Origin of the sequence: Streptomyces sp. NBC_00236, from assembly GCF_036195045.1 — a bacterium.
GTDB lineage: Bacteria > Actinomycetota > Actinomycetes > Streptomycetales > Streptomycetaceae > Streptomyces.
On sequence record NZ_CP108100.1, the window covers coordinates 5,343,021 to 5,363,880 of the forward strand.

General features: G+C 69.2%; 18 protein-coding genes. 11 read left to right on the plus strand and 7 right to left on the minus strand.

The genetic code is table 11. The annotated features are described in order from the left end of the window. Nucleotides 1-124: 124 nt before the first annotated feature. The 3 genes from OG446_RS24205 to OG446_RS24215 are packed head-to-tail and all read left to right on the plus strand — an operon-like array spanning nt 125 to nt 2,141. Nucleotides 125-1,129 (plus strand): ATP-binding cassette domain-containing protein, encoded by a 1,005-nt coding sequence (locus OG446_RS24205; protein ID WP_328895995.1) that lies wholly within the window; start codon nt 125-127, stop codon nt 1,127-1,129. Further along, a complete protein-coding gene (locus OG446_RS37230) occupies nt 1,126-1,335 on the plus strand; it encodes a hypothetical protein (protein ID WP_389257501.1) in 210 nt (69 codons plus the stop codon). The genes OG446_RS24205 and OG446_RS37230 overlap by 4 nt, the downstream gene beginning before the upstream one ends. Continuing rightward, nucleotides 1,332-2,141 carry an ABC transporter permease gene (locus OG446_RS24215; protein WP_328895996.1) on the plus strand — a complete coding sequence of 270 codons (810 nt, stop codon included), beginning with the start codon at nt 1,332-1,334 and terminating at the stop codon, nt 2,139-2,141. The genes OG446_RS37230 and OG446_RS24215 overlap by 4 nt, the downstream gene beginning before the upstream one ends. 76 nt (nt 2,142-2,217) lie before the next feature. On the opposite strand, the gene OG446_RS24220 is transcribed toward OG446_RS24215, so the two are convergent. Next, entirely contained in the window at nt 2,218-2,595 is a 378-nt protein-coding gene (locus OG446_RS24220) for a hypothetical protein (protein WP_328895997.1), read from the minus strand. A gap of 154 nt (nt 2,596-2,749) precedes the next feature. Between OG446_RS24220 and OG446_RS24225 the strand changes: the two genes are divergently transcribed. Together OG446_RS24225 and OG446_RS24230 are read left to right on the plus strand one after the other, a co-directional pair. Continuing rightward, nucleotides 2,750-4,117, plus strand: a complete 1,368-nt coding sequence (locus OG446_RS24225) for a hypothetical protein (RefSeq protein WP_328895998.1) — start codon at nt 2,750-2,752, stop codon at nt 4,115-4,117. Then, on the plus strand, nt 4,114-4,839 hold the full coding sequence (locus OG446_RS24230) for an ABC transporter permease (RefSeq protein ID WP_328895999.1): 726 nt from the start codon (nt 4,114-4,116) through the stop codon (nt 4,837-4,839). The genes OG446_RS24225 and OG446_RS24230 overlap by 4 nt, the downstream gene beginning before the upstream one ends. Before the next feature lie 86 nt (nt 4,840-4,925). Here OG446_RS24230 and greA read toward each other — a convergent pair whose 3' ends face one another. Beyond that, nucleotides 4,926-5,423, minus strand: coding sequence for a transcription elongation factor GreA (gene greA / locus OG446_RS24235; protein WP_328896000.1), 498 nt, complete (start codon nt 5,421-5,423; stop codon nt 4,926-4,928). 189 nt (nt 5,424-5,612) lie between these two features. Next, on the minus strand, nt 5,613-6,023 hold the full coding sequence (locus OG446_RS24240; RefSeq protein WP_328896001.1) for a DUF4307 domain-containing protein: 411 nt from the start codon (nt 6,021-6,023) through the stop codon (nt 5,613-5,615). Between the two features lie 97 nt (nt 6,024-6,120). Here OG446_RS24240 and mca point away from each other — a divergent pair, with 97 nt between their 5' ends. Both mca and OG446_RS24250 read left to right on the plus strand, forming a co-directional pair. Beyond that, nucleotides 6,121-7,002 (plus strand): mycothiol conjugate amidase Mca, encoded by an 882-nt coding sequence (gene mca / locus OG446_RS24245; RefSeq protein ID WP_148020414.1) that lies wholly within the window; start codon nt 6,121-6,123, stop codon nt 7,000-7,002. A 1-nt stretch (nt 7,003) separates the two neighbouring features. After that, nucleotides 7,004-7,246, plus strand: a complete 243-nt coding sequence (locus OG446_RS24250) for a hypothetical protein (RefSeq protein ID WP_328896002.1) — start codon at nt 7,004-7,006, stop codon at nt 7,244-7,246. 216 nt (nt 7,247-7,462) lie between these two features. Here the strand turns inward: OG446_RS24250 and OG446_RS24255 are convergent, their stop codons facing one another. Further along, nucleotides 7,463-10,696 carry a tetratricopeptide repeat protein gene (locus OG446_RS24255; protein ID WP_328896003.1) on the minus strand — a complete coding sequence of 1,078 codons (3,234 nt, stop codon included), beginning with the start codon at nt 10,694-10,696 and terminating at the stop codon, nt 7,463-7,465. A 232-nt stretch (nt 10,697-10,928) separates the two neighbouring features. On the opposite strand from OG446_RS24255, the gene OG446_RS24260 reads away from it, so the two are divergent. Both OG446_RS24260 and OG446_RS24265 read left to right on the plus strand, forming a co-directional pair. After that, entirely contained in the window at nt 10,929-12,587 is a 1,659-nt protein-coding gene (locus tag OG446_RS24260) for a recombinase family protein (protein ID WP_328896004.1), read from the plus strand. Nucleotides 12,588-12,979: 392 nt separating this feature from the next. Continuing rightward, nucleotides 12,980-15,013 (plus strand): thioredoxin domain-containing protein, encoded by a 2,034-nt coding sequence (locus OG446_RS24265; RefSeq protein ID WP_328896005.1) that lies wholly within the window; start codon nt 12,980-12,982, stop codon nt 15,011-15,013. A 3-nt stretch (nt 15,014-15,016) separates the two neighbouring features. On the opposite strand, the gene OG446_RS24270 is transcribed toward OG446_RS24265, so the two are convergent. From OG446_RS24270 to trhA, 3 genes are all read right to left on the minus strand, one after another. Continuing rightward, the gene (locus OG446_RS24270; RefSeq protein WP_328896006.1) at nt 15,017-15,649 is read right to left on the minus strand and encodes a TetR/AcrR family transcriptional regulator; all 633 of its coding nucleotides are present in this window, start codon (nt 15,647-15,649) and stop codon (nt 15,017-15,019) included. A gap of 11 nt (nt 15,650-15,660) precedes the next feature. Next, nucleotides 15,661-17,178, minus strand: a complete 1,518-nt coding sequence (locus OG446_RS24275; protein ID WP_328896007.1) for a DHA2 family efflux MFS transporter permease subunit — start codon at nt 17,176-17,178, stop codon at nt 15,661-15,663. 139 nt (nt 17,179-17,317) lie between these two features. Continuing rightward, entirely contained in the window at nt 17,318-18,019 is a 702-nt protein-coding gene (gene trhA / locus OG446_RS24280; protein ID WP_328896008.1) for a PAQR family membrane homeostasis protein TrhA, read from the minus strand. A gap of 209 nt (nt 18,020-18,228) precedes the next feature. Here trhA and OG446_RS24285 point away from each other — a divergent pair, with 209 nt between their 5' ends. Both OG446_RS24285 and OG446_RS24290 read left to right on the plus strand, forming a co-directional pair. Further along, nucleotides 18,229-20,055 carry a phosphoenolpyruvate carboxykinase (GTP) gene (locus tag OG446_RS24285; protein ID WP_328896009.1) on the plus strand — a complete coding sequence of 609 codons (1,827 nt, stop codon included), beginning with the start codon at nt 18,229-18,231 and terminating at the stop codon, nt 20,053-20,055. 323 nt (nt 20,056-20,378) lie between these two features. After that, nucleotides 20,379-20,852, plus strand: coding sequence for a hypothetical protein (locus OG446_RS24290; protein ID WP_328896010.1), 474 nt, complete (start codon nt 20,379-20,381; stop codon nt 20,850-20,852). Nucleotides 20,853-20,860 lie beyond the last annotated feature (8 nt).

Sequence of the window (20,860 nt, forward strand, 5' to 3'; positions counted from 1 at the left end):
CGTTACTGTGCCTCCGCCCGGCCCGGGGGACACGCGCGTTCGTCTCGTGTTTCACCGGGCACGGAAACCCGGGCAAACCTAGGATCTGTGAGGAAGTCACTCGAACGCACTGGGGGAATCCCGTATGCCAGGCGCGATCTACGCCGAAGGTCTGGTGAAGACCTTCGGCGACGTCACCGCACTCGGCGGCGTCGACCTCGACGTGCCGCAAGGCACCGTCCTCGGACTTCTCGGCCCCAACGGGGCCGGCAAGACGACTGCCGTACGTGTCCTCACGACGCTGCTCAGGCCCGACAGCGGCAGCGCCTTCGTCGCGGGCATCGACGTACTGAAGAATCCCAACGACGTGCGGCGCTCGATCGGGCTCTCCGGCCAGTTCGCCGCCGTCGACGAGTACCTGACCGGCCGCGAGAACCTGCACATGGTCGGCCAGCTCTACCAGCTGTCCTCCCGCGACGCGAAGACCCGGGCCGCGGAACTGCTGGAACGCTTCAACCTCGCCGACGCGGCCGACCGCACCGCCAAGACCTACTCCGGCGGCATGCGGCGCCGGCTCGACCTCGCGGCGGCGCTCGTCGTCTCCCCGCCGGTCATGTTCATGGACGAGCCGACCACCGGACTCGACCCCCGCAACCGGCAGCAGCTCTGGGAGGTCATCGAGGAGCTCGTCGCCGGCGGTACGACGCTGCTGCTGACCACGCAGTACCTGGAGGAGGCGGACCGCCTCGCCCACGACATCTGCGTGATCGACCACGGCCTCGTCATCGCCCGCGGCACCTCCGACCAGCTCAAGGCCCGCACCGGCGGCGAGCGCATCGAGGTCGTCGTCCAGCAGCGCGACCAGATCGACCCGGCCCGCGAGGTCCTCGCCCATCTGGGCAAGGGGGAAGTCGCCGTCGTCCCGCACATGCGCAAGCTGACCGTCCCGGTCGACGGCGGCGCCAAGCTCCTCGCCGAGGTCATCCGCGACCTCGACGCGCGCGGCGTGGAGATCGACGACATCGGGCTGCGCCGCCCCACCCTCGACGACGTGTTCATCTCCCTCACCGGTCACGCCGCCGAGCAGGAGAAGACCGACGAGAACGGGACGGGCGCGCAGCCTGCCGCCCGGACGGAGGCAACGAAGTGAGTGCCGTTACCGAGACGACCGCCGGCCGCGCGCCCCGCTCCGGCGGCGGCGTCGGCCAGTCCGTCCGTGACTCGCTGGTCATCGCCCGCCGCAACCTGATCCGTATGAGCCGGATTCCGAATCTTGTTCGCTCAGGTGGATTTCAGTTCAACTCGGCACGACGTCATGACCTGCGCATGAGCGCCGGGATGGAGGTGGTGAAGTGAGCAGCACGGTGGACAGCCTGGTCATCGCTCGCAGGAACCTAATTCGGATGTCCCGAATTCCTGAGATGTTGCTTTTTGGGGTCATCCAGCCAGTCATGTTCGTCGTGCTGTTCACGTACGTCTTCGGCGGCTCCATCGCCATCCCGGGTGCCGGCGTCAGCGCCTCCGCCTACAAGGAATTCCTGATGGCGGGCATCTTCGCGCAGACGGTCACCTTCGCCACGGCCGGTGCGGGCGCCGGGATCGCGGACGACATGCATAAGGGACTCATCGATCGGTTCCGCTCGTTGCCGATGGCGCGCGGGGCTGTGCTCACTGGTCGTACCCTCGCCGACCTCGTGCAGACTGCGGTGACGCTTGCCGTGCTGGCGGGCGTGGCCTTGATCGTCGGCTGGCGTACACACGAGAACATCGGCAAGGTGCTGGCAGGTTTCGCCCTGCTCCTGCTGCTCGGGTACGCGTTCACCTGGATCGGTGCCCTGATCGGCCTGTCCGTCCGGACCCCGGAGGCGGCAACCTCGGGCGGGCTGATCTGGCTGTTCCCGCTGACCTTCATCTCGAACGCGTTCGTTCCGGTCAACGGCATGCCGACGTTCCTTCAGTACGTCGCCGAGTGGAACCCTTTCAGCGCCACAGTGCAGGCGGCACGCGAGCTGTTCGGCAACACGATCGCCGGTGTCCCCAAGTCGGTGACCGGCGCGTGGCCCATGGAGCATCCGGTGTGGGCTTCGCTGATCTGGTCCGTCCTGATCATCGTGGTGTTCCGCTCCCTCGCGGTGCGCAAGTACCGCCGAGTGGACGCCTGACCCGTCCCCCACGCCGCGGATATCGGAAAGGGGCTCGCCAGGCCGAATCCGGCGAGCCCCTCTCTGTGGCGGAGCGTCAGCAGAAGGTTGCGTACTTCGACGACCCTTCCCAGATGCTCTTCCCGTTGTACGTGGCGACAGCCCATGTCGTGAGGGCCGCACAGCTCGGCTTGTTGATACTCACCTTCACCGTGCCAGCGTTGATGGTTGCGCACTTGGATGCCAAGTTCACATCCGGCCCGTACGGGTACAGCGCGTTCAGGTTGACGCAGAGCTTCGTACCCACGGGGTTGGGGCCGTTCAGGTTCGCTTCGGCGTAGACCTTGCCACCGGACAAGTAAGGAAGCTTGGCCGTCCCCGACGCCTGCTCGCCAGCCTGAGCCGAGAACGCGCTGGCCATGACGAGGACCAACGCCGCGGATCCTGTCCCCAGCAGCTTGATGCTTGCCTTCATCGCTTATCAGCTCCATGTGCGGCCCTCTGCAACGCTGGCTGCGAGACGAGCCGCTGTCGTGTGTGAATCACAGCGAGGCCTGTACCTCACGCATGCTAACGATGTGTGATCGCGTGGGAACACCGTGTTTTCGGACCTCGACTCGCCTGAGCCCGTGACTCGCGAGGACGCGGCCCGCTACCTGAACTCGAAGGGCCACCGCACCCGGCAGGGCAAGCCCTGGGAGGGCGGCAACCTCGCCCGCCGGATTCAGGCCAGCCTGAAGGGTTACGTCGAGTTCAACTTCGCCGGCCAGAACGAGGACGGCGAGGAGGTCACCACCAGCTTCCGCATCGACGTCCCCAAGGCTCTGACGGACGAGCGCGCGGAAGGCGTGCTCGCCTACCTGAAGCGGTCGTCCCGCACGAGGAACGTGGCGGCCTCGAAGTACCTGCTGTCCAGCCGCCTGATCTCCGTGTGCGGCGCCTACCGAACCGGCGCGTCCGTCACGGAAGGTCGCGCCGTCAACACGGCAGGCCGCTACTACCGATGCATGGCCGGAAGCAAGGGCAACCCGCTCACCGACCGACACGAGGACTGCTGGGAACTTCCGGTCGGCGAGGTCGATGCCGCCGTCTGGTCCGAGATCGAGGGCCTGCTGAACAACAAGGCCAAGCTGCACGAGTTGGTAGAGAAGTGGCTGGGCGCCGTCCCCGACCGTGCCGCGTCCTACCGCCGACGCCTGTCCGAGCTGGACGTCCAGATCGAGAAGAAGCGCAAGGCGCGGAAGAGGAAGATCGCTCTACTCCTCGCCTCCGTGGATGAGGACGACGTCGACCAGGACGACGCGAAGCTGGTCGAGGAGCTGAGGGGGGAGCTGACGGCCCAGGAAGACGAGCTGATGGAGGAGAAGGACCGTGTCGCCGAGTGGCTGGGCGAGGCGGAGGCCCAGGAGGACCGCGCCAGGGATCTCCTCAAGGCCGTGGAGAACATCAGCACTGCACGCGACTTCACCATGGCGCAGAAGTTGGACCTGATGGACCTGCTCGACATCAAGGTGCACATCACCGACAAGGGAGTGCCTCGGCACAAGGGCCTGGTCGACCCGATCACCGAGTGGCACCGCGAGACGGGTACCCCGGTGCCCGAGGACCTGACAGACGAGATGTGGAACAAGGTCAAGAACATCCTGTCGGGCACTCGACAGTGGCAGGACGTGCGCGGCGCCTTCGACGTGATGCTGGAGAAGCTGCGCACCGCGAAGCCGTGGAACGAATACAGCGGGTCCGAGAGGATCGACGGGCGGGGCTACACGACGCTGTACCGGCGCGTGCATCACTGGCACAGCTCGGGGGAGTACCGGGCCGCTCTGGAGGCGCTGAAGGGCTTCCCGGCTGTGCCGGTGCCGCCTGCCTATCGGCTCCCTCACATGCTGGTGACCGGTGCGGTCGACCCGGAGTTCACCACCTCTGACCTGGGCGAAGACTGCGATGGGGCGAGCTGCAAGAGTGACGACATGGCTGGACTAGCTTCCCGGAGATGATCCTCTTCGGGCTCATCCAGCCGGTCATGTTCGTCGTGCTGTTCAGCTACGTGTTCGGCGGCTCGATGGTGATCGGCGGCTCGACCAGCGCCGCCGAGTACCGCGAGTTCCTCATGGCGGGCATCTTCGCCCAGACGGTCACCTTCGCCACGGCCGGCGCCGGAGCGGGTATCGCCGACGACATGCACAAGGGCCTCATCGACCGTTTCCGGTCGCTGCCCATGGCGCGCGGCGCGGTCCTCACCGGTCGCACGCTGGCCGACCTCGTCCAGACCACGCTCACCGTCATCGTCCTCACGGTCGTCGCCCTGCTCGTCGGCTGGCGCATCCACGAGGGCATCCCGAAGGCGCTGGGGGCCTTCGCGCTGCTGCTTCTCCTCGGCTACGCCTTCTCGTGGATCGGTGCCCTGATCGGCCTGTCCGTCCGGACCCCGGAGGCCGCGACCTCGGGAGGGCTGATCTGGCTGTTCCCGGTCACGTTCATCTCGAACGCGTTCGTGCCCACCGAGAACATGGCCGGCTGGCTCCAGCCGATCGCCGAGTGGAACCCGTTCAGCGCGACCGTCCAGGCGTGCCGGGAACTGTTCGGGAACCCGGGCGTCTCCCCGTCCGACGCGTGGCCGATGGTCCACCCCGTGTGGGCCTCGCTGATCTGGTCCGTGGTGATCATCGTGGTCTTCCGGACGCTGTCGGTCCGCAAGTACCGCTCGGTCGCCGTCTGAACAGAGCGCTGTCCGAGCCGCACACAGCAGGAAGCCCCGGCCGTCTCATCGGGCCGGGGCTTCCTGCTGTGTGCGAGGTGTGCGGATCAGCCGGAGTACGGCTTCGCCGAGAGGATCTTCACCGTGGCGGTCTTGCCGTTCGGCAGCTCGTACTCGGCGCTCTCGCCCATCCTCTTGCCGTTCACGCCCACGCCGAGCGGGGACTGCGGGGAGTACGTCTCGATGTCCGCGCTCGCGTACTCGCGGGAGGCGAGAAGGAAGGTCGTCGTGTCGTCCTCGTCGCCGTCGAAGGCGATCGTCACGACCATGCCGGGCTCGACCACGCCGTCGTCGGCAGGGGCCTCGCCGACCTTCGCGTGCTCCAGGAGCTGGGTCAGCTGGCGCACCCGGAGCTCCATCTTGCCCTGCTCCTCCTTGGCCGCGTGGTACCCGCCGTTCTCGCGCAGGTCGCCCTCCTCACGGGCCGCCGCGATCTTGACGGCGATCTCCGTGCGCGCGGGACCAGACAGGTACTCCAGCTCGGCCTTGAGCTGGTTGTACGCCTCCGGCGTGAGCCAGGTGACGTTTTCGCTGGTCTGGGTCACAGGGTGCTCCTCGTCGGTACTGGGAATACAAAGCATCGCCCTACCCCGAAGCATGCGCTTCCACGGGTGGGCGAAACCACGAGCCTAACAATTCGGCGGGGAAAGGGGGAGGAGGTAAACGACTGAGAGTGTCGAACCGCAGGTCAGAGGTGCTGAGAGTCGCTCAGGTCACCCGTGCGGCGGTCAACGTTACGCCCCGCCGTCATCCGTGCACCCCAGGAGCTCGACAGCGGTCGCCCGGGACGTCGTGCGCAGGGTGAGGACCTGGTCGATCCGGTCGGTGTCGGCGTCGAAGCGGAAGTCCTTGCGGGCGACCTCCATGCCGTCCTCGCTCAGCGAGCGGAGCGTGCAGTAGCCCTTGGCGTCCCGGTCCTTGCGGACTTCCAGATGCACCTCGACGTGGTCGTCCGAGGCGACCTTGAACTTGATCATCTCGGCGCTGAGGCCCTGGCCGTTCACGTAGCCGTAGCCGATCCAGCCGACCACGCCCAGCAGGGCGACGCCGAGGACGGAGCCGATGATCTTGAGCTTGCGGTCCGCGCCCTGGTCCGCGGAGCGGCCGTAGCGGTTCTCGGGAAGCGCCTCGCGCACCGCCGTCATGATCGTTCCTCCCGTACCGGGTATCGAGGAATTTTCCACCCCCCGGTTCGGTCACTATAGAAGTTGCACTTCGCGACCAATCACTGAGGATCGAGTCTTGACTGAGCAGCTTCGACTGATGGCCGTACACGCCCACCCCGACGACGAGTCGAGCAAGGGCGCGGCCACCATGGCCAAGTATGTGTCCGAGGGGGTGGACGTGCTGGTCGTGACCTGCACGGGAGGCGAGCGCGGCTCCATCCTCAACCCGAAACTCCAGGGGGACGCGTACATCGAGGAGCACATCCACGAGGTACGCAAGAAGGAGATGGACGAGGCCCGGGAGATCCTGGGCGTCAAGCAGGAGTGGCTCGGCTTCGTCGACTCGGGCCTGCCCGAGGGCGACCCGCTGCCGCCGCTGCCCGACGGCTGCTTCGCGCTGGAGGACGAGACCGTGGCGGCGGGGCGCCTCGTCGCGAAGATCCGCGCCTTCCGGCCGCAGGTCATCACCACGTACGACGAGAACGGGGGCTACCCGCACCCCGACCACATCATGACCCACACCATCTCGATGATCGCCTTCGAGGGAGCGGCGGACACCGAGAAGTTCCCCGAGGCGGAGTTCGGTCCCGCCTGGACGCCGCAGAAGCTGTACTACAACCAGGGCTTCAACAAGCCGCGCACGGTCGCGCTGCACGAGGCCCTGCTGGCGCGGGGCCTGGAGTCGCCGTACGGGGACTGGCTGGAGCGCTGGAAGGAGTTCGAGCGCGCCGAACGCACGCTGACCACGCACGTTCCGTGCGCGGACTTCTTCGAGATCCGCGACAAGGCGCTGATCGCGCACGCGACGCAGATCGATCCGGACGGCGGCTGGTTTCGCGTTCCGATGGACATCCAGCGGGAGGTCTGGCCGACCGAGGAGTACGAGCTGGCGAAGTCTCTCGTCGATACCTCCCTCCCCGAGAGCGACCTCTTCGCGGGCATCCGCGACAATGCCTGATATGTACGCGACTCAGGCACTGACGCACCTCGTCCCGCTCGCCGAGGAACTGGACAAGAACAAGGTGACCCCCGGGGTCCTCGGCTTCATCGTCTTCGCAGCGCTCGCCGTGGGCGTGTGGCTGCTGATGAAGTCCATGAACCGGCACATGGGGAAGGTCGACTTCGAGGAAGCGCCGGATCCGGCGGCGACGGAGGGTGTGGCGGAGCCGGTGGGTTCCGCGGGTTCCACGCAGCGGAAGTAGTGCGGTGGCGGGGCGGGGCGGAACCGGGGTGACCGGTGGCTCCCCGCCCCTGCGGGCCGGGTTCGTCCTCAAACGCCGGACGGGCTGAAAAGACGCCCTCAATCGCCGGGCGGGCTTGATGGTGCGGGAGTGGGCCGGAAGGCGCCTTCCATCGCCGGGCGGGCCCGACAGGGCCGGACAGGCCTGACAGGGCCGGACAGGCCCCGTGCGGGCTGGTCATGGGGTCGCCGGGATCGCCACGCCCATGATTTCGCGGGCATGGCGGGTCGGGATCAGGCCCAGGCGCCAGGCCTGCCAGCCGTCCTCCAGGTCCACGCCCCGGTTCAGGACCACCCGGAACGCCTCCGCGCAGTCCTCCAGCTTCGCGTCCCTCGTGGGATGGCCGGCCTCGGTCAGGTCGGCCAGTTCCTGCTGGGCCACCACCGTGCCCACCTCGATCCCGCCGGGTGAGGCGTACGGCAGCAGCGTGCAGCGCAGGAAGCGGGCCCAGTCCGCGCCCCGCGCGTCGCCGTACGAGTCGAACAGCTCGGCCGCCTCGCCGCACAGCTCCAGGGCCTGCGGCGCGCGCTGGTTGCCCGCGTCGATCAGGGCCAGCTCCAGAGCCGTCCAGGCCTCCCCGTGGGCGACCCCGATGCGGCGGAAGTCGGCCCGCGCGTCGACCAGCAACTGGCGCGCGAACCCCGAATTGCGCAGGTTGCCCGTCTGGGCGGCCCGCTGGTCGCGGGTGACGCGCCCCGAGTGGTGGCGGGCGCACGCCAGCCCGTACACATCGCGCATCCGGGAGAACATCGTGCGGGCCCGCTCCAGCTGCCGTACCGCCTGATCGGTGTCGCCGGCCTCCTCCAGGGCCTGGCCCAGGTAGTAGAGCGTCCACGCCTCACCGCGGGCGTCCTCGCTGTCGCGGTGACGGGCCAGGGCCGCGTTCAGCTGCTCGACCGCGGGGGCCGGATCGCCGTCCATCAGCCGGGCCCGGGCCAGCTGGGTCAGCGCCCACGCCTCGCCCCGCTCGTCCCGCGTCCGCCCGTACAGATCCAGGGCCGTACGCAGCGCGGCCTCGGCCCGCTCCACCTCGCCCGTCCGCAGGCGCACCTGACCCAGCTGGAACTGCGTCCACGCCTCCCCGTGCAGCGACTCGCCCTCGCGGTGCAGGACCAGCGCCGTGTCCAGCAGCTCCAGCGCCTCGGCCAGGTGGGCCCGGTCGCGTTCCACCGCGGCCAGCGCGTGCAGCGACCAGGCACGGTCCTCCGCCTGGGCCGCGGACGACTGGAGCTCGATCGCCTCGCGCAGCCGCGCCGCCGCCTCCGTCAGGTTGCCCTGGTGGTGCAGGGTGATGCCGAGCGAGCACAGCGCCAGCGCCGTACCCGAGTCGTTCTGCGCCTCGCGGTACAGGCCGACGACGGACGACAGCGTGGTGCGGGCCTTGTCCAGCTCGCCGAGCTGACGGGCCGCGATGCCGGTCCGCCACTGCACCGAACGCTCCAGCAGCCCCTGGTCGACGGCCTGCGTCAACTCACTGATCTCGCCCAGCCGGTAGAGGTCGCCGCGCAGCAGGCAGTAGTCGCACAGCGCGCCCAGGAGGTCGAGTACCGCGCCCTGGTCGACGCCCTCGCTGTGCCGCAGCGCGGACGTGATGAAGCTCGACTCGTCGTCCAGCCAGCGCAGTGCCGCGTCGAGGGAGCCGAAGCCGTGCGGTCCGAACTGCCCGGCCCGGGTGGACATCTTGCCGTCGACCATCCGGATGACCGCGCCCGCCAGCTCGGCGTAGTTCGCGATGAGCCGCTCCTGCGCGGCCGTGCGGTCCGCGGCCTCCTCCTCGTCGTTCAGCCGGGCCAGGGCGAAGCCCCGTACGAGGTCGTGCAGCCGGTAGCGCGAGCCCCGCACATGGTCCAGCAGACCGGCCTCCGCCAGGGCGGTCAGCAGCCGTCCGGCCTCCTGCTCGTCGGCCGACAGCAGCGCGGCGGCCGCCGCGGCGCCGAGGCTGGCCCGACCGGCCAGCGCGAGCCTGCGCAGCAGCCGCCGCGCCTGCTCGGACTGGTCGGTGTAGCGCAGCCACAGGGCCCGCTCGACCGGCGGGACCGGTCCGTACGCGGCCAGGTCGGCCGCCAGCGTGCCCGGGGTGCGCGCCCCGAGTGAGGAGCCCGCGACCCGCAGCGCCAGCGGCAGCCCGCCGCACAGCTCGGTGATCGCCTCGCCGGCCGGGTAGTCGTACGGCCCCTCCCCGTCCTCCTGGGACACCTCCCGCAGCAGCTCCTCCGCACCCGCCGGGTCCAGCGCCCCGACCTCCAGCTGATGGACCCGGGCCGGCAGGGACTCCGGCAGACCGAGCGGTTCCCGGGCGGTGACCAGGACGAGGCTGTCCGAGCGCTCCGGTATCAGCGTGCGGACCTGCTCGGCATCGCTCGCGTCGTCGAGGACGACCGTCACCGGGGTGCCGGTCAGGTGCTGGTGGTACAGCTCGCTGAGCCTGCGCACCTGCTGCCCGGCGGAGGAGCTGTCGCGGAACAGCAGTTGCTCGCGGGGGGCGCCGAGCCGGTTCAGCAGATGCAGGAGCGCGTCCCGGGTCGGCAGCGGCGGCTCGTCGTCGGCGCCGCCGCGCAGATCGACCACGCACGCGCCCCGGAACTGGTCCTTGAGGCTGTGCGCCGCCCGCACGGCCAGGGTGGTGCGCCCGGAGCCCGGCGGTCCGTGCAGGACGACGACGGTCGGCTTCGTCTCGGTCGAGGCGCGGGCCGCGTGCACCCACTGGGTGATCTGCGCCAGTTCGGCCCGGCGGCCGGCGAACCCGCCCTCGGAGGCGGGCAGATGACTGAACGACTGCTCAAGAAGCGCGCGCATGCGCGCGGCCGCACTGCGGTCCCCGCCGCGCAGCTGGGGCGCGGTCCGGTCCGCCGCGGCCTTCTTCTTCGCCGGGGTGCGGGACGAGGCGGCCAGCATCCGCTGCTGGTCGATGAACGGGCGGATGCCCCGCACCTCCAGCGCCGTGAGCCACTGCAGCCGCAGCTGTTCCGTCCCGCCGGGCTGCCCGAGCGCCCCTGCCCGGCGATGCGCCGCCGGCCAGTGCGAGGCGGTGACCTTGGCGACGGTGGCGGTGGCGCCGGCGACCGCGACGACGGCGCCCGCGCCGAGCGCCAGGCCCGACGCCGTACCGAGCGCCAGATCCGCGCCGAAAGCCGCAGTGGCGGCAACTCCCGTGACCAGTAACGGCGTTCCGAGCGTCGCCCGGCTGAACCGTTGCGCCAGCGGCTGCTGCCCGGCCGTCTCGACGTCGAGCGCCTGGGTGTACGTGACGTACTCCTCGCCCGCCCCGGCCGCCAGCGAGTCGAGCGCGGCGCGTCCGCGTGCCATCAGCGTGCCGGGGTCGGTCCGGCCGCCGGAGCGGCGCACCTCTTCCTCCACGGCCCGTGCCAACAGCCGTTCGGCTTCCGCCCGGTGGCTGTCCCGCATCCGCATGAGTCCCCCTCGGTCCCTGCCCTTTCGACCGGTCCGGCACCCGGCCGCCTGAGGTACCAGTCTCCCGCCTGGGACCGGCGCGCGACAGGGAGTCTGCGAGACTGCGCCGACAGCCCCCGCGCTCGATTCGGGCACACCTTCGCTTGGAAATGGATTGTCCCTCACTTCAGGAAATCATCGGCACTGATCTCATTGCTTCCGTACTATTTCTCCTGAGACCGCGGAGGTTGTGGTGCGCGAGGATTACGCAACGTTGATCGGGTTAGGGCTCAGTTCCGCAGAACTGGAGACTCTGGGTCTGGATAGGGCCGCGACGGCTGAGCCACCCGGACTCATGGACGCCTATCTGCGGCGAAGTAACAAGAAGGAGGATCTGGCCACGCTGCGAGGGCACTTGCGAGACGTAGTGCTCTGGGCGCAGGCGAACGGGCTTCAGATCCGACACGTGTGGTTCGAACAAATCTCAGCCTCCAAGTCATACGTAAGGCGTCGGGAGTTCGAGAAGGCCACGCAAGCGGTCATCGACGGCAAGTCAAGAACGCTCTGCGTGTGGAAGACGGACCGTTTCGACCGTCGTGGCATGGGCGCGGTGGGTCGGATGCTCGACGAGTTCGACCGACGGCACGCACGGCTCGTCTCCGTTTCTGAAGGGCTCGACTCGGCGCAGGGCGGCCGAATGGTCTTCGCGATCCTGAGTGAACGTGCCAGGGACGAGGCGAAGGACATAGCGCGGCGAGTGAAGATCGGGCACGACTCGCACAAGGCGGAAGGCCGAAGGGGAACAGGTAGGCCCCCCTTCGGCCTCCATAGCCCTCCAGGCAGCGGCAAGGTCGAACCTCACCCCGGCGAGTACGCCACGGCTCGCAGGCTGGCGGAACTCTTGCTCGACAAAAGGACGACGAAGGAAGCGGCCCACCAACTCAATGAGGATGGGTACCGAACCCGGAGCGGTGCCACCTGGTCACCCACGGCGGTGAGCAAGCTGGCTCAATCCCCGCTCTTCTCGGGCATGGTCCCGGTCCGGCGGCGGAAAACGGATGAGTACGGCAACCCGTTGGACATCTGGGAGGGGTACGGCGAGCCACTGCGTAACGAGATGGGCGAAGTCATCATGTGCGGAACGGGGGTTGTGACACCAGGCGAGTGGTTTCAGATCAAGGCACTCATCACCGAACGGACTGATGAGCGATGGTCAAAAGGGAAGCCGGAAGCCAAGTACTTGGGAACGGGCAGCTACCGATGCGGACGAATGCGCGACAAGAGGGGCGTGGGCGTGCTTGAACCGTGCGGTGGTTCGATGAGTCACCGAGGCGGACGCTACCGGTGCGAAGTCAGACAGACGCGGGGCAAGTCAATCTGCGCCGGGGTGGTCACTCTCGCAGATCGCATCGACCGGGCGGTTGGGCAGGCTTGGATTCACCACGTTACGGCCCTTGAGCCCGGCGATCCGGTAGTCACCGAGATGGCTCGCCGGTGGCTTGCCTTCGCTGACCCCGAGGCACAGGCGAAGAAGGACGAGGTACAGCAGGCCCTTGAGGCGGCCCGGCGGCGTGTGAAGAAACTCGAAGACGACTTCTATCTGTACGGGAAGATGGATGAAGAGCGTTTTGATGAGCTGAGTGACGGGCAGCGCGCCGTTATGGAGAGCACCACCGCGATGCTTGAGGCGTTGGACGCGGAGGCGGACCTCTCACGCCTCACGCAGGCCGATTCCCTGTGTGAGGCGTGGGAAGCAGCGGACATGACGGACAAGCGGGTGCTCCTGAAATGCGCACTTGGCAGGAACGGCATCACAGTCAGGCCTGCCGCCCGGCAGGGGGATCACACCCCGATCTTGGAACGGCTTGAGTTCGACTGGTTGTCGAAGCAGGACACAAGCACCGAGAAGTGAAGGTGGAAGCGTCAGCGGAGTGGTGCCGATCAGCGCTGTGGTGGGCGGCCGTTCTGCTTCAATGCTGGGATCGGATCTTGAGACCGGCGGCCGGTTAACCGAGATCATCGAGTTCGCGAGCGTGGCCGTCCTACGGGCGGGTACATCGGAAAAGCAGGCATCACGGTGCGCGCTGGAGACTGGTTCGGGGCACACATGCGTTGCGCTGGGAGCGATTCGCGCTGACGTGGCAACCGGGCGGCTCGAGAGTCTGCTGCCGCTCGCAGAGGCAAGCGCAACGCTGCCCCGATACCACCAGCCGACGCCTCTGGGTGTCGTAGTTGCCTGCCCGCGTCCGTGTGTGTCCCCGTGGCGCGTAGGCGGTGCTTCGGGGCGTGCGCAAGGATGGAGGTATGTCCAACCGACTCGTACACGCCACGTCCCCGTATCTCCTGCAGCACGCGGACAACCCCGTCGACTGGTGGCAGTGGGAGCCGGCCGCCTTCGAGGAGGCCCGCAAGCGCAACGTGCCCGTCTTCCTGAGTGTGGGATACAGCGCTTGCCACTGGTGTCATGTTCTGGCACACGAATCGTTCGAGGACGAGGCCACGGCGGCGTACATGAACGAGCACTTCGTGAACGTCAAGGTCGACCGCGAGGAACGCCCGGACGTGGACGCCGTGTACATGGAGGCCGTGCAGGCGGCGACGGGGCAGGGCGGCTGGCCCATGTCGGTCTTCATGACGCCGGACGGCGAACCCTTTTACTTCGGCACGTACTTCCCGCCCGAGCCTCGGCATGGCATGCCGTCCTTCCGGCAGGTGCTGGAGGGGGTTCAGAGCGCGTGGAGCAGCCGACGTGAAGAAGTCGGTGAAGTCGCGGGGAAGATCACTCGCGACCTGTCGGCACGCCAATTGGAGCACGGGACCGGCGAGCTGCCGGGCGAGGAAGAGCTTGCCCAGGCACTGCTGGGGCTTACTCGGGAGTATGACCCGGTGAGTGGCTGGCTCGGAGGTGGCAACACCAAGTTTCCGCCGAGCATGGTGATTGAATTTCTGTTGCGGCACCACGCCCGGACGAAGTCCGAGGGAGCGCTGGAGATGGCCGAAGGAATCTGTGAAGCCATGTTGCGCTCCAGCCTCTACGACCAGTTGGGCGGGGGCTTCCACCGGTACGTCCTGCGCCAGCAGGTCGATGGATCTTTGGTACCGCACTTCGAAAAAATGCTCTACGACAACGCGCTGCTCTGCCGCGTGTACGCCCACCTGTGGCGCTCCACCGGATCGGAGTCCGCCCGCCGGATCGCCCTGGAGACCGCCGACTTCATGGTCCGTGAACTGCGCACGGCCGAGGGCGGGTTCGCCTCCGCGCTGGACGCCGACAGCGAGGACGCGGACGGGAAGCACGTCGAGGGCGCCTACTACGTCTGGACGCCCGCGCAGCTGCGTGAGGTGCTGGGCGAGGAGGACGCCGTGTTCGCCGCGGAGCTCTTCGGCGTGACCGAGGAGGGCACCTTCGAGGAGGGCTCCTCGGTGCTCCAGCTCCCAGCGGAAGGCGACACGGACCAGGCCCGCGCCGCCGATGTGCGGGCCCGGCTGCTCGCCGCCCGGGAGCTGCGTGCGCGGCCGGGCCGGGACGACAAGGTGGTCGCGGCGTGGAACGGGCTGGCGATCGCCGCGCTCGCCGAGACCGGGGCCTACTTCGGCCGGCCCGACCTGATCGAGCGCGCCACCGAGGCGGCGGACCTGCTGGTGCGGCTCCACATGGGGCCCGTCGCCCGGCTGGTCCGCACCTCGAAGGACGGCCGCGCCGGTACGCACGCCGGAGTGCTGGAGGACTACGGCGATGTCGCGGAGGGCTTCCTGGCCCTGGCCGCCGTCACCGGCGAGGGGACCTGGCTGGAGTTCGCGGGCTTCCTGACCGACATCGTGCTCCAGCACTTCACCGGCGAGGGCGGGCAGTTGTACGACACGGCGGACGACGCCGAGCAGCTGATCCGGCGCCCGCAGGACCCCACCGACAGCGCGACCCCGGCAGGCTGGACCGCGGCGGCCGGTGCGCTGCTCTCGTACGCCGCCTACACCGGGTCGGAGCCCCACCGCACCGCCGCGGAAGGCGCGTTGGGTGTCGTGAAGGCGCTGGGCCCGCGGGCTCCGCGGTTCATCGGCTGGGGGCTCGCGGTGGCCGAGGCGCTGCTCGACGGGCCGCGTGAGGTGGCGGTCGCCGGACCGGTCGGCGGCGCACTGCACCGTACGGCCCTGCTGGGGCAGGCGCCGGGCGCGGTCGTCGCGGCGGGGGAGACGGCGGGGTCGGAGTTCCCGCTGCTGGCGGAACGGCCGATGCTGGGCGGTGCGCCGACGGCGTACGTGTGCAGGCACTTCGTCTGCGACGTGCCGACGACGGACCCGGAGGAGCTGGCGCGGGCGCTCAAGGGTGCCGGCGGCTGAGGCTCACAGCCGCAGGCCGCCCTCCAGCGCGATCAGCGCCTCGTCGACCATCGTGATCAGGTCGCCCTCCTGGCCGTGCTCGCCCCAGTACAGCGTGACCTCGCGCAGGGCACCCAGCACGGCCGCGATGAAGACCCGGATCCGCAGGTCGTCCGCGCTGCGGCCGGTGCGGTCGGCGAGCACCTGGGAGAGCACCTTCGCCGTGTCCGACATGGTCTCCGTCATCCGGGAGCGGATGGCGGGGACCTCCACCATCAGCCGGGTGCGCTGGCGCAGTTCCTCGTCCTCCGCGGTGACGAACGACGTCAGCGCCTCGCGCATCATCAGCCGCAGGGACTCCAGCGGGGGTTCGTCCAGCGGGCGGCTGCGGAGCACGGCCTCCATGATCGGGTCGTACTCGTCGGTGAGGACGATGTCCTCCTTGGTCGCGAAGTACCGGAACACCGTGCTCTGCGACACCTCGGCCGCCTCCGCGATCTGCTCGATGGTCGTCGCCTCGTAGCCCTGCTCCTGGATGAGGCGGTACGTCGCCTGCCGGATCGCGACCCGTGTCTTGAGCTTCTTGCGCTCGCGCAGCCCCATCGGGGGCTGCGCCTCGGGTGCGGTGAAGGAGGGGGTACGGGAGGTGGCGGCCATGGTTGCCATTGTCAGGCATCGACTGGGGCGGCGGCCACGTCCGCGGGTTCCTCCCGCTCCGGTTCGGCGGCCGGCAGGAACGCCCCGACGAGCAGTGCGCTGATCAGCGCGGTGGCGCCGACGACCAGCAGAACCAGGCTCATGCCGTGGATGTACGCGGCATCGGCGGACTCCGCGAGCCGCTGCGCCCCGAGCCGTGCCGCGACGGTGTGGGCGGCGACGACGGAGTCCCCGGCCGTGTCCGCGGCGGCGGCCGGCAGGCCCGCGGTGTCGAGCCGGCCGCTGTAGGCCCCGGCGAGCAGGCTGCCCAGCAGGGCGATCCCGAGGGCGCTGCCCGTCTGTCGTACGGTCATCAGCAGCCCCGATCCGCTCCCCGCGCGGTCCGGGGGCAGGGCGCCGAGGGCGGCGTTCATGGCGGGGACGACGGCGAAGCCGAAGCCGGCGCCGGCGATGGTGAGCCAGAGGGCGGTGAATCCGTAGCCGCTGTCGACCGTCGTACGGCTGCCGAGCAGTGCGGCGAAGGCGAGCACGACGAGTCCGGCCGACATCGTGGCGCGGGCCCCGAAGCGTGCGTTGACCGGGCCGCCCGCCCGGGTGGCGACGATCAGCCCGCCCATCATCGGCAGCATCCGCACACCGGTGCCGAAGGTGTCGTGGCCCAGTACGGCCTGGAGGTATCCGGGCAGGATGAACATCAGCCCGGCCAGCGCGAACATGACGAGCGTCGAGGCGAGCGTGCTCAGCAGGAAGGTCCGCTGCCGCAGCAGGGCCATGTCGAGCATCGGGCGGGCGGACCTGCGCTCGCGCAGCACGAGCGCGGCGATCAGGATCACGCCCGCGGCCGGGACCGCCAGGACCAGCGGGTCGCCCCAGCCGCGTCCCGGCGCCTCGATGACCCCGTAGATCAGGGCGCCCAGGCCGGTCGCCGACAGGGCGGTGGAGACCACGTCGACGGTGGGGGCCGCGGGGTCACGGGTCTCGGGGAGCAGGAACACGCAGGCGGCGATGCCGATGCCGACCATCGGGATGTTGACGAGGAAGACCGAGCCCCACCAGAAGTGGTCGAGCAGCCAGCCGCCCAGAATCGGGCCGAGCGGCAGGCCGAGCGCGGAGGCGGCCGACACGATGCCGACGGCCCTGATCCTGTCCTTGGGCTCACCGAACAGCGAGGGCAGTACGGCCAGGGCGAGCGGCATCACGAGCGCGCCGCCGACGCCCATCACGCAGCGGGCGGCGATGACGGTGGGCACGTCGTCGGCGAGGGTGCCGATGACCGATCCGACGAGGAAGACGGCGAGGCCGGCGATGAGCATCCGACGGCGCCCGAAGCGGTCGCCGAGCAGGCCCGCCGGGAGCATCAGCGCGGCGAACACGACGACGTATCCGTCGGCCATCCACTGCTGTTCGCCCGTGGTGGCGCCGAGCTCACCGGCCATGGTCGGCAGCGCCACGTTGAGGATCGTCATGTCGAATCCGAGGACGAGCATGCTCGCCACCAGGGCCCCCAGGGCCCACCAGCGTCGGTTCATGTCCGACTCCTTTGATAGTCGCAGTCAAGTGACAGTAACTCTCAAAAGATTGTGGGTGTCAACGTGTGGCCCCGCTGTCCGCGCCCGGACATGCGAAAGGGCCGCGGCTCGAAAGCCGCGGCCCTTGTCCTGAGGGGGCTCAGTTGTGGTTGTAGGCCACCAGGGAGATGCCGACGTAGTGGACGACGAAGGCCGCGAGGGTCAGTGAGTGGAAGACCTCGTGGAAGCCGAAGAAGCGCGGTGACGGGTTCGGCCGCTTGATGCCGTAGATGACACCGCCGACGCTGTAGAGCAGCCCGCCGACCACGACGAGCACCAGCACGGCGATCCCGCCGGTCCGCATGAAGTCCGGCAGGAAGAAGACCGCCGCCCATCCCATCGCGATGTAGCAGGGCGTGTAGAGCCAGCGCGGGGCGCCGACCCAGAAGACCCGGAAGGCGATGCCGGCGACCGCCGCCGCCCAGACCGCCCACAGGAGCGGGGTCCCGGTGGACTCGGGCAGCAGGAGCAGGGTCAGCGGGGTGTAGGTGCCCGCGATGATCAGGAAGATGTTCGCGTGGTCGAGCCTGCGCAGGACGGCCTCGCCGCGCGGCCCCCACGTACCGCGGTGGTAGACCGCGCTCACGCCGAAGAGCAGGCACGCCGTCAGGATGTAGATCCCGCAGGCGATCCGGCCGCGGGTGCTGTCCGCCAGCGCGATGAGCACGATGCCCGCGATCAGGACGGCGGGGAACATGCCGGCGTGCAGCCAGCCGCGCATGCGTGGCTTCAGCTCGACGTCGACGGTTCCGGCTGGTTCCAGTCCGGCGGGTTCGGGCGCGGCGGAGGTGGCAGCAGTCATTCCCGCATCGTACCTACGCCTCCGTAGGTATCGGATATGAGTGGCGATGCTCACGTGGGCGGCCCTCTGGACATATGGGCGGAACGGTCGGATGATCAAATGAGTGCGGTCGGCACCGGATGAGCGCCAGGGAATTCGAAGGGGTAGAAGCATCCGGGTCGCAGCCCCCACGGGGCCTACCAAACAGACACCCTCATCAAGGAGCGATCGTGGCGCGCGACATCGCGGCTCCCCTCACTGTTCCCACCAACCACCAGGAGCTCGTCTCCTGGGTCGACGAGATCGCAGCCCTCACCGAACCGGACCGCGTGGTGTGGTGCGACGGTTCCGAGGCCGAGTACGAGCGCCTGTGCGGGGAGCTCGTCGCCAAGGGCACGTTCACCAAGCTCGACGAGATCAAGCGCCCGAACTCCTACTACGCCGCCTCCGACCCGAGCGATGTCGCGCGCGTCGAGACCCGGACGTTCATCTGCTCCGCGAAGGAGGAGGACGCCGGTCCGACGAACCACTGGAAGGACCCCGCCGAGATGCGGGAGATCTTCGTGGGGGACAAGGGTGTCTTCCGCGGCTCCATGCGTGGCCGCACCATGTACGTCGTGCCCTTCTGCATGGGCCCCGTCGGCTCGCCGCTCTCCGCCATCGGCGTCGAGATCACCGACTCCGCGTACGTCGCCGTCTCGATGCGCACCATGACGCGCATGGGCCAGGCCGTCCTCGACGAGCTCGGCTCCGACGGCTTCTTCGTCAAGGCCGTCCACACGCTCGGCGCACCCCTGGAGGAGGGCCAGGAGGACGTCCCGTGGCCCTGCAACTCCACCAAGTACATCTCGCACTTCCCCGAGGACCGCGAGATCTGGTCCTACGGCTCCGGCTACGGCGGCAACGCCCTGCTCGGCAAGAAGTGCTACGCGCTGCGCATCGCCTCCGTCATGGCGCGCGACGAGGGCTGGCTCGCCGAGCACATGCTGATCCTCAAGCTCACGCCGCCGCGCGGTGAGTCGAAGTACGTCGCGGCAGCTTTCCCGAGCGCCTGCGGCAAGACCAACCTCGCCATGCTGGAGCCCACGATCTCCGGCTGGACCGTCGAGACCATCGGTGACGACATCGCCTGGATGCGGTTCGGTGAGGACGGCCGCCTCTACGCGATCAACCCCGAGGCGGGCTTCTTCGGCGTCGCGCCCGGCACCGGCGAACACACCAACGCCAACGCGATGAAGACCATGTGGGGCAACTCCGTCTTCACCAACGTCGCGCTCACCGACGACGGCGACGTCTGGTGGGAGGGCATGACCGAGGAGCTCCCGAAGCACCTCACGGACTGGAAGGGCAACGACTGGACCCCCGAGTCCGGCACGCCCGCCGCCCACCCCAACGCCCGCTTCACCGTCCCGGCCGGCCAGTGCCCGATCATCGCGCCCGAGTGGGAGGACCCGAAGGGTGTGCCGATCTCGGCCATCCTCTTCGGCGGCCGCCGCGCCTCGGCCGTCCCGCTGGTCACCGAGTCCTTCAACTGGCAGCACGGCGTCTTCCTCGGAGCCAACGTCGCCTCCGAGAAGACGGCCGCCGCCGAGGGCAAGGTCGGCGAGCTGCGCCGCGACCCGTTCGCCATGCTGCCGTTCTGCGGCTACAACATGGGCGACTACATGAACCACTGGCTGAAGGTCGGCGCGGACAAGCCGGACCAGTCGAAGCTCCCGAAGATCTACTACGTGAACTGGTTCCGCAAGAACGAGGCGGGCAAGTTCGTCTGGCCCGGCTTCGGCGAGAACAGCCGCGTCCTGAAGTGGATCGTCGAGCGCCTGGAGGGCAAGGCCGAGGGCGTCGAGACCCCGATCGGCATCCTGCCGGCCAAGGGCTCGATCGACACCGAGGGCCTGGACCTCTCCGAGTCCGACCTGGACTTCCTGCTCAACGTCGACAAGGAGGTCTGGCGCGAGGAGGCGGCGCTGGTCCCCGAGCACCTCAACACCTTCGGTGACCACACGCCGAAGGAACTGTGGGACGAGTACCGGGCCCTGGTCCAGCGTCTGGGCTGACCGCCCCCTTCGAACTCCGCGTCGGGCTCCCGACATCCGCCCTGACCTGTGGGGTCAACGGCTCGCCGCGGTAGGGACGTGCACGAACACGGCCCTGGCCCCCGGAACCGACAGCGGTTCCGGGGGCCGCTCCCTTTCCCGGGGCTCGCGAAACCGCCCGCCCGCCCGCCCGGCACTGTTCGTGTCCGCGTCGTGACCCGCCCGAGCTGTTGGAGGGGGTTGGCCCCGGCCTACGTTTGACCGGGCCGCGCCGGGGGGTGCGGGGGCTGTGGGGGGTCATGACGTTGTCCGGCATACCGCCGTATCCGGATCAGCACACCGGCATGCCGTACCGGCACAGGCGGTTCCCGCGCTGGGTGGTGGTCCTGATCGTGGTGATCGTCTCGCTGCTGGTGCTGTCCCCGGTCGCCCTCGTGGTGGGTTTCTTCTACGTCTGGGGCAAGAACCACGAGGACCTGCGCTTCCCGTCCCAGGACGTGACCCTCTCCTCCTGCCGGAAGGACGCGGTCACCGGCGGTCCGGTGGCCGAGGTGCGGGTGACGAGTCAGGCGAAGCAGCCCGGGACCTACACGGTGCAGCTCTCGTTCCGGGACCTGCGGGGCAAGGGCGGCGGCGAGGGCGGGAGCGAGCCGGCAGGCAGGCGCACCGTGGTCCTCAAGGACCTGCCCGTGGGCGCCACGGTGGCCAGGGAGATCGCCGGGCCGGTGCCGGTCCGGGGACGGCCGCAGTGCGTGGTCGCCGACGTGACGTTCCTGTCGACCGCCCTGGCCCGTCGGGCGGCGACGGCCACGCCGTGAAGCAGTGG

Bases quoted from the DNA above. Each gene is read 5' to 3' on its own strand.
- OG446_RS24205 (WP_328895995.1), top strand. From the start codon at position 125: ATGCCAGGCGCGATCTACGCCGAAGGTCTGGTGAAGACCTTCGGCGAC.
- OG446_RS24250 (WP_328896002.1), top strand. From the start codon at position 7,004: ATGTACGCGACTCAGGCACTGACGCACCTCGTCCCGCTCGCCGAGGAA.
- OG446_RS24255 (WP_328896003.1), bottom strand. From the start codon at position 10,696: ATGCGGATGCGGGACAGCCACCGGGCGGAAGCCGAACGGCTGTTGGCA.
- OG446_RS24290 (WP_328896010.1), top strand. From the start codon at position 20,379: ATGCCGTACCGGCACAGGCGGTTCCCGCGCTGGGTGGTGGTCCTGATC.
- OG446_RS24265 (WP_328896005.1), top strand. From the start codon at position 12,980: ATGTCCAACCGACTCGTACACGCCACGTCCCCGTATCTCCTGCAGCAC.
- OG446_RS24275 (WP_328896007.1), bottom strand. From the start codon at position 17,178: ATGAACCGACGCTGGTGGGCCCTGGGGGCCCTGGTGGCGAGCATGCTC.
- OG446_RS24240 (WP_328896001.1), bottom strand. From the start codon at position 6,023: ATGACGGCGGTGCGCGAGGCGCTTCCCGAGAACCGCTACGGCCGCTCC.
- trhA (WP_328896008.1), bottom strand. From the start codon at position 18,019: ATGACTGCTGCCACCTCCGCCGCGCCCGAACCCGCCGGACTGGAACCA.
- OG446_RS24230 (WP_328895999.1), top strand. From the start codon at position 4,114: ATGATCCTCTTCGGGCTCATCCAGCCGGTCATGTTCGTCGTGCTGTTC.
- OG446_RS24220 (WP_328895997.1), bottom strand. From the start codon at position 2,595: ATGAAGGCAAGCATCAAGCTGCTGGGGACAGGATCCGCGGCGTTGGTC.
- OG446_RS24270 (WP_328896006.1), bottom strand. From the start codon at position 15,649: ATGGCCGCCACCTCCCGTACCCCCTCCTTCACCGCACCCGAGGCGCAG.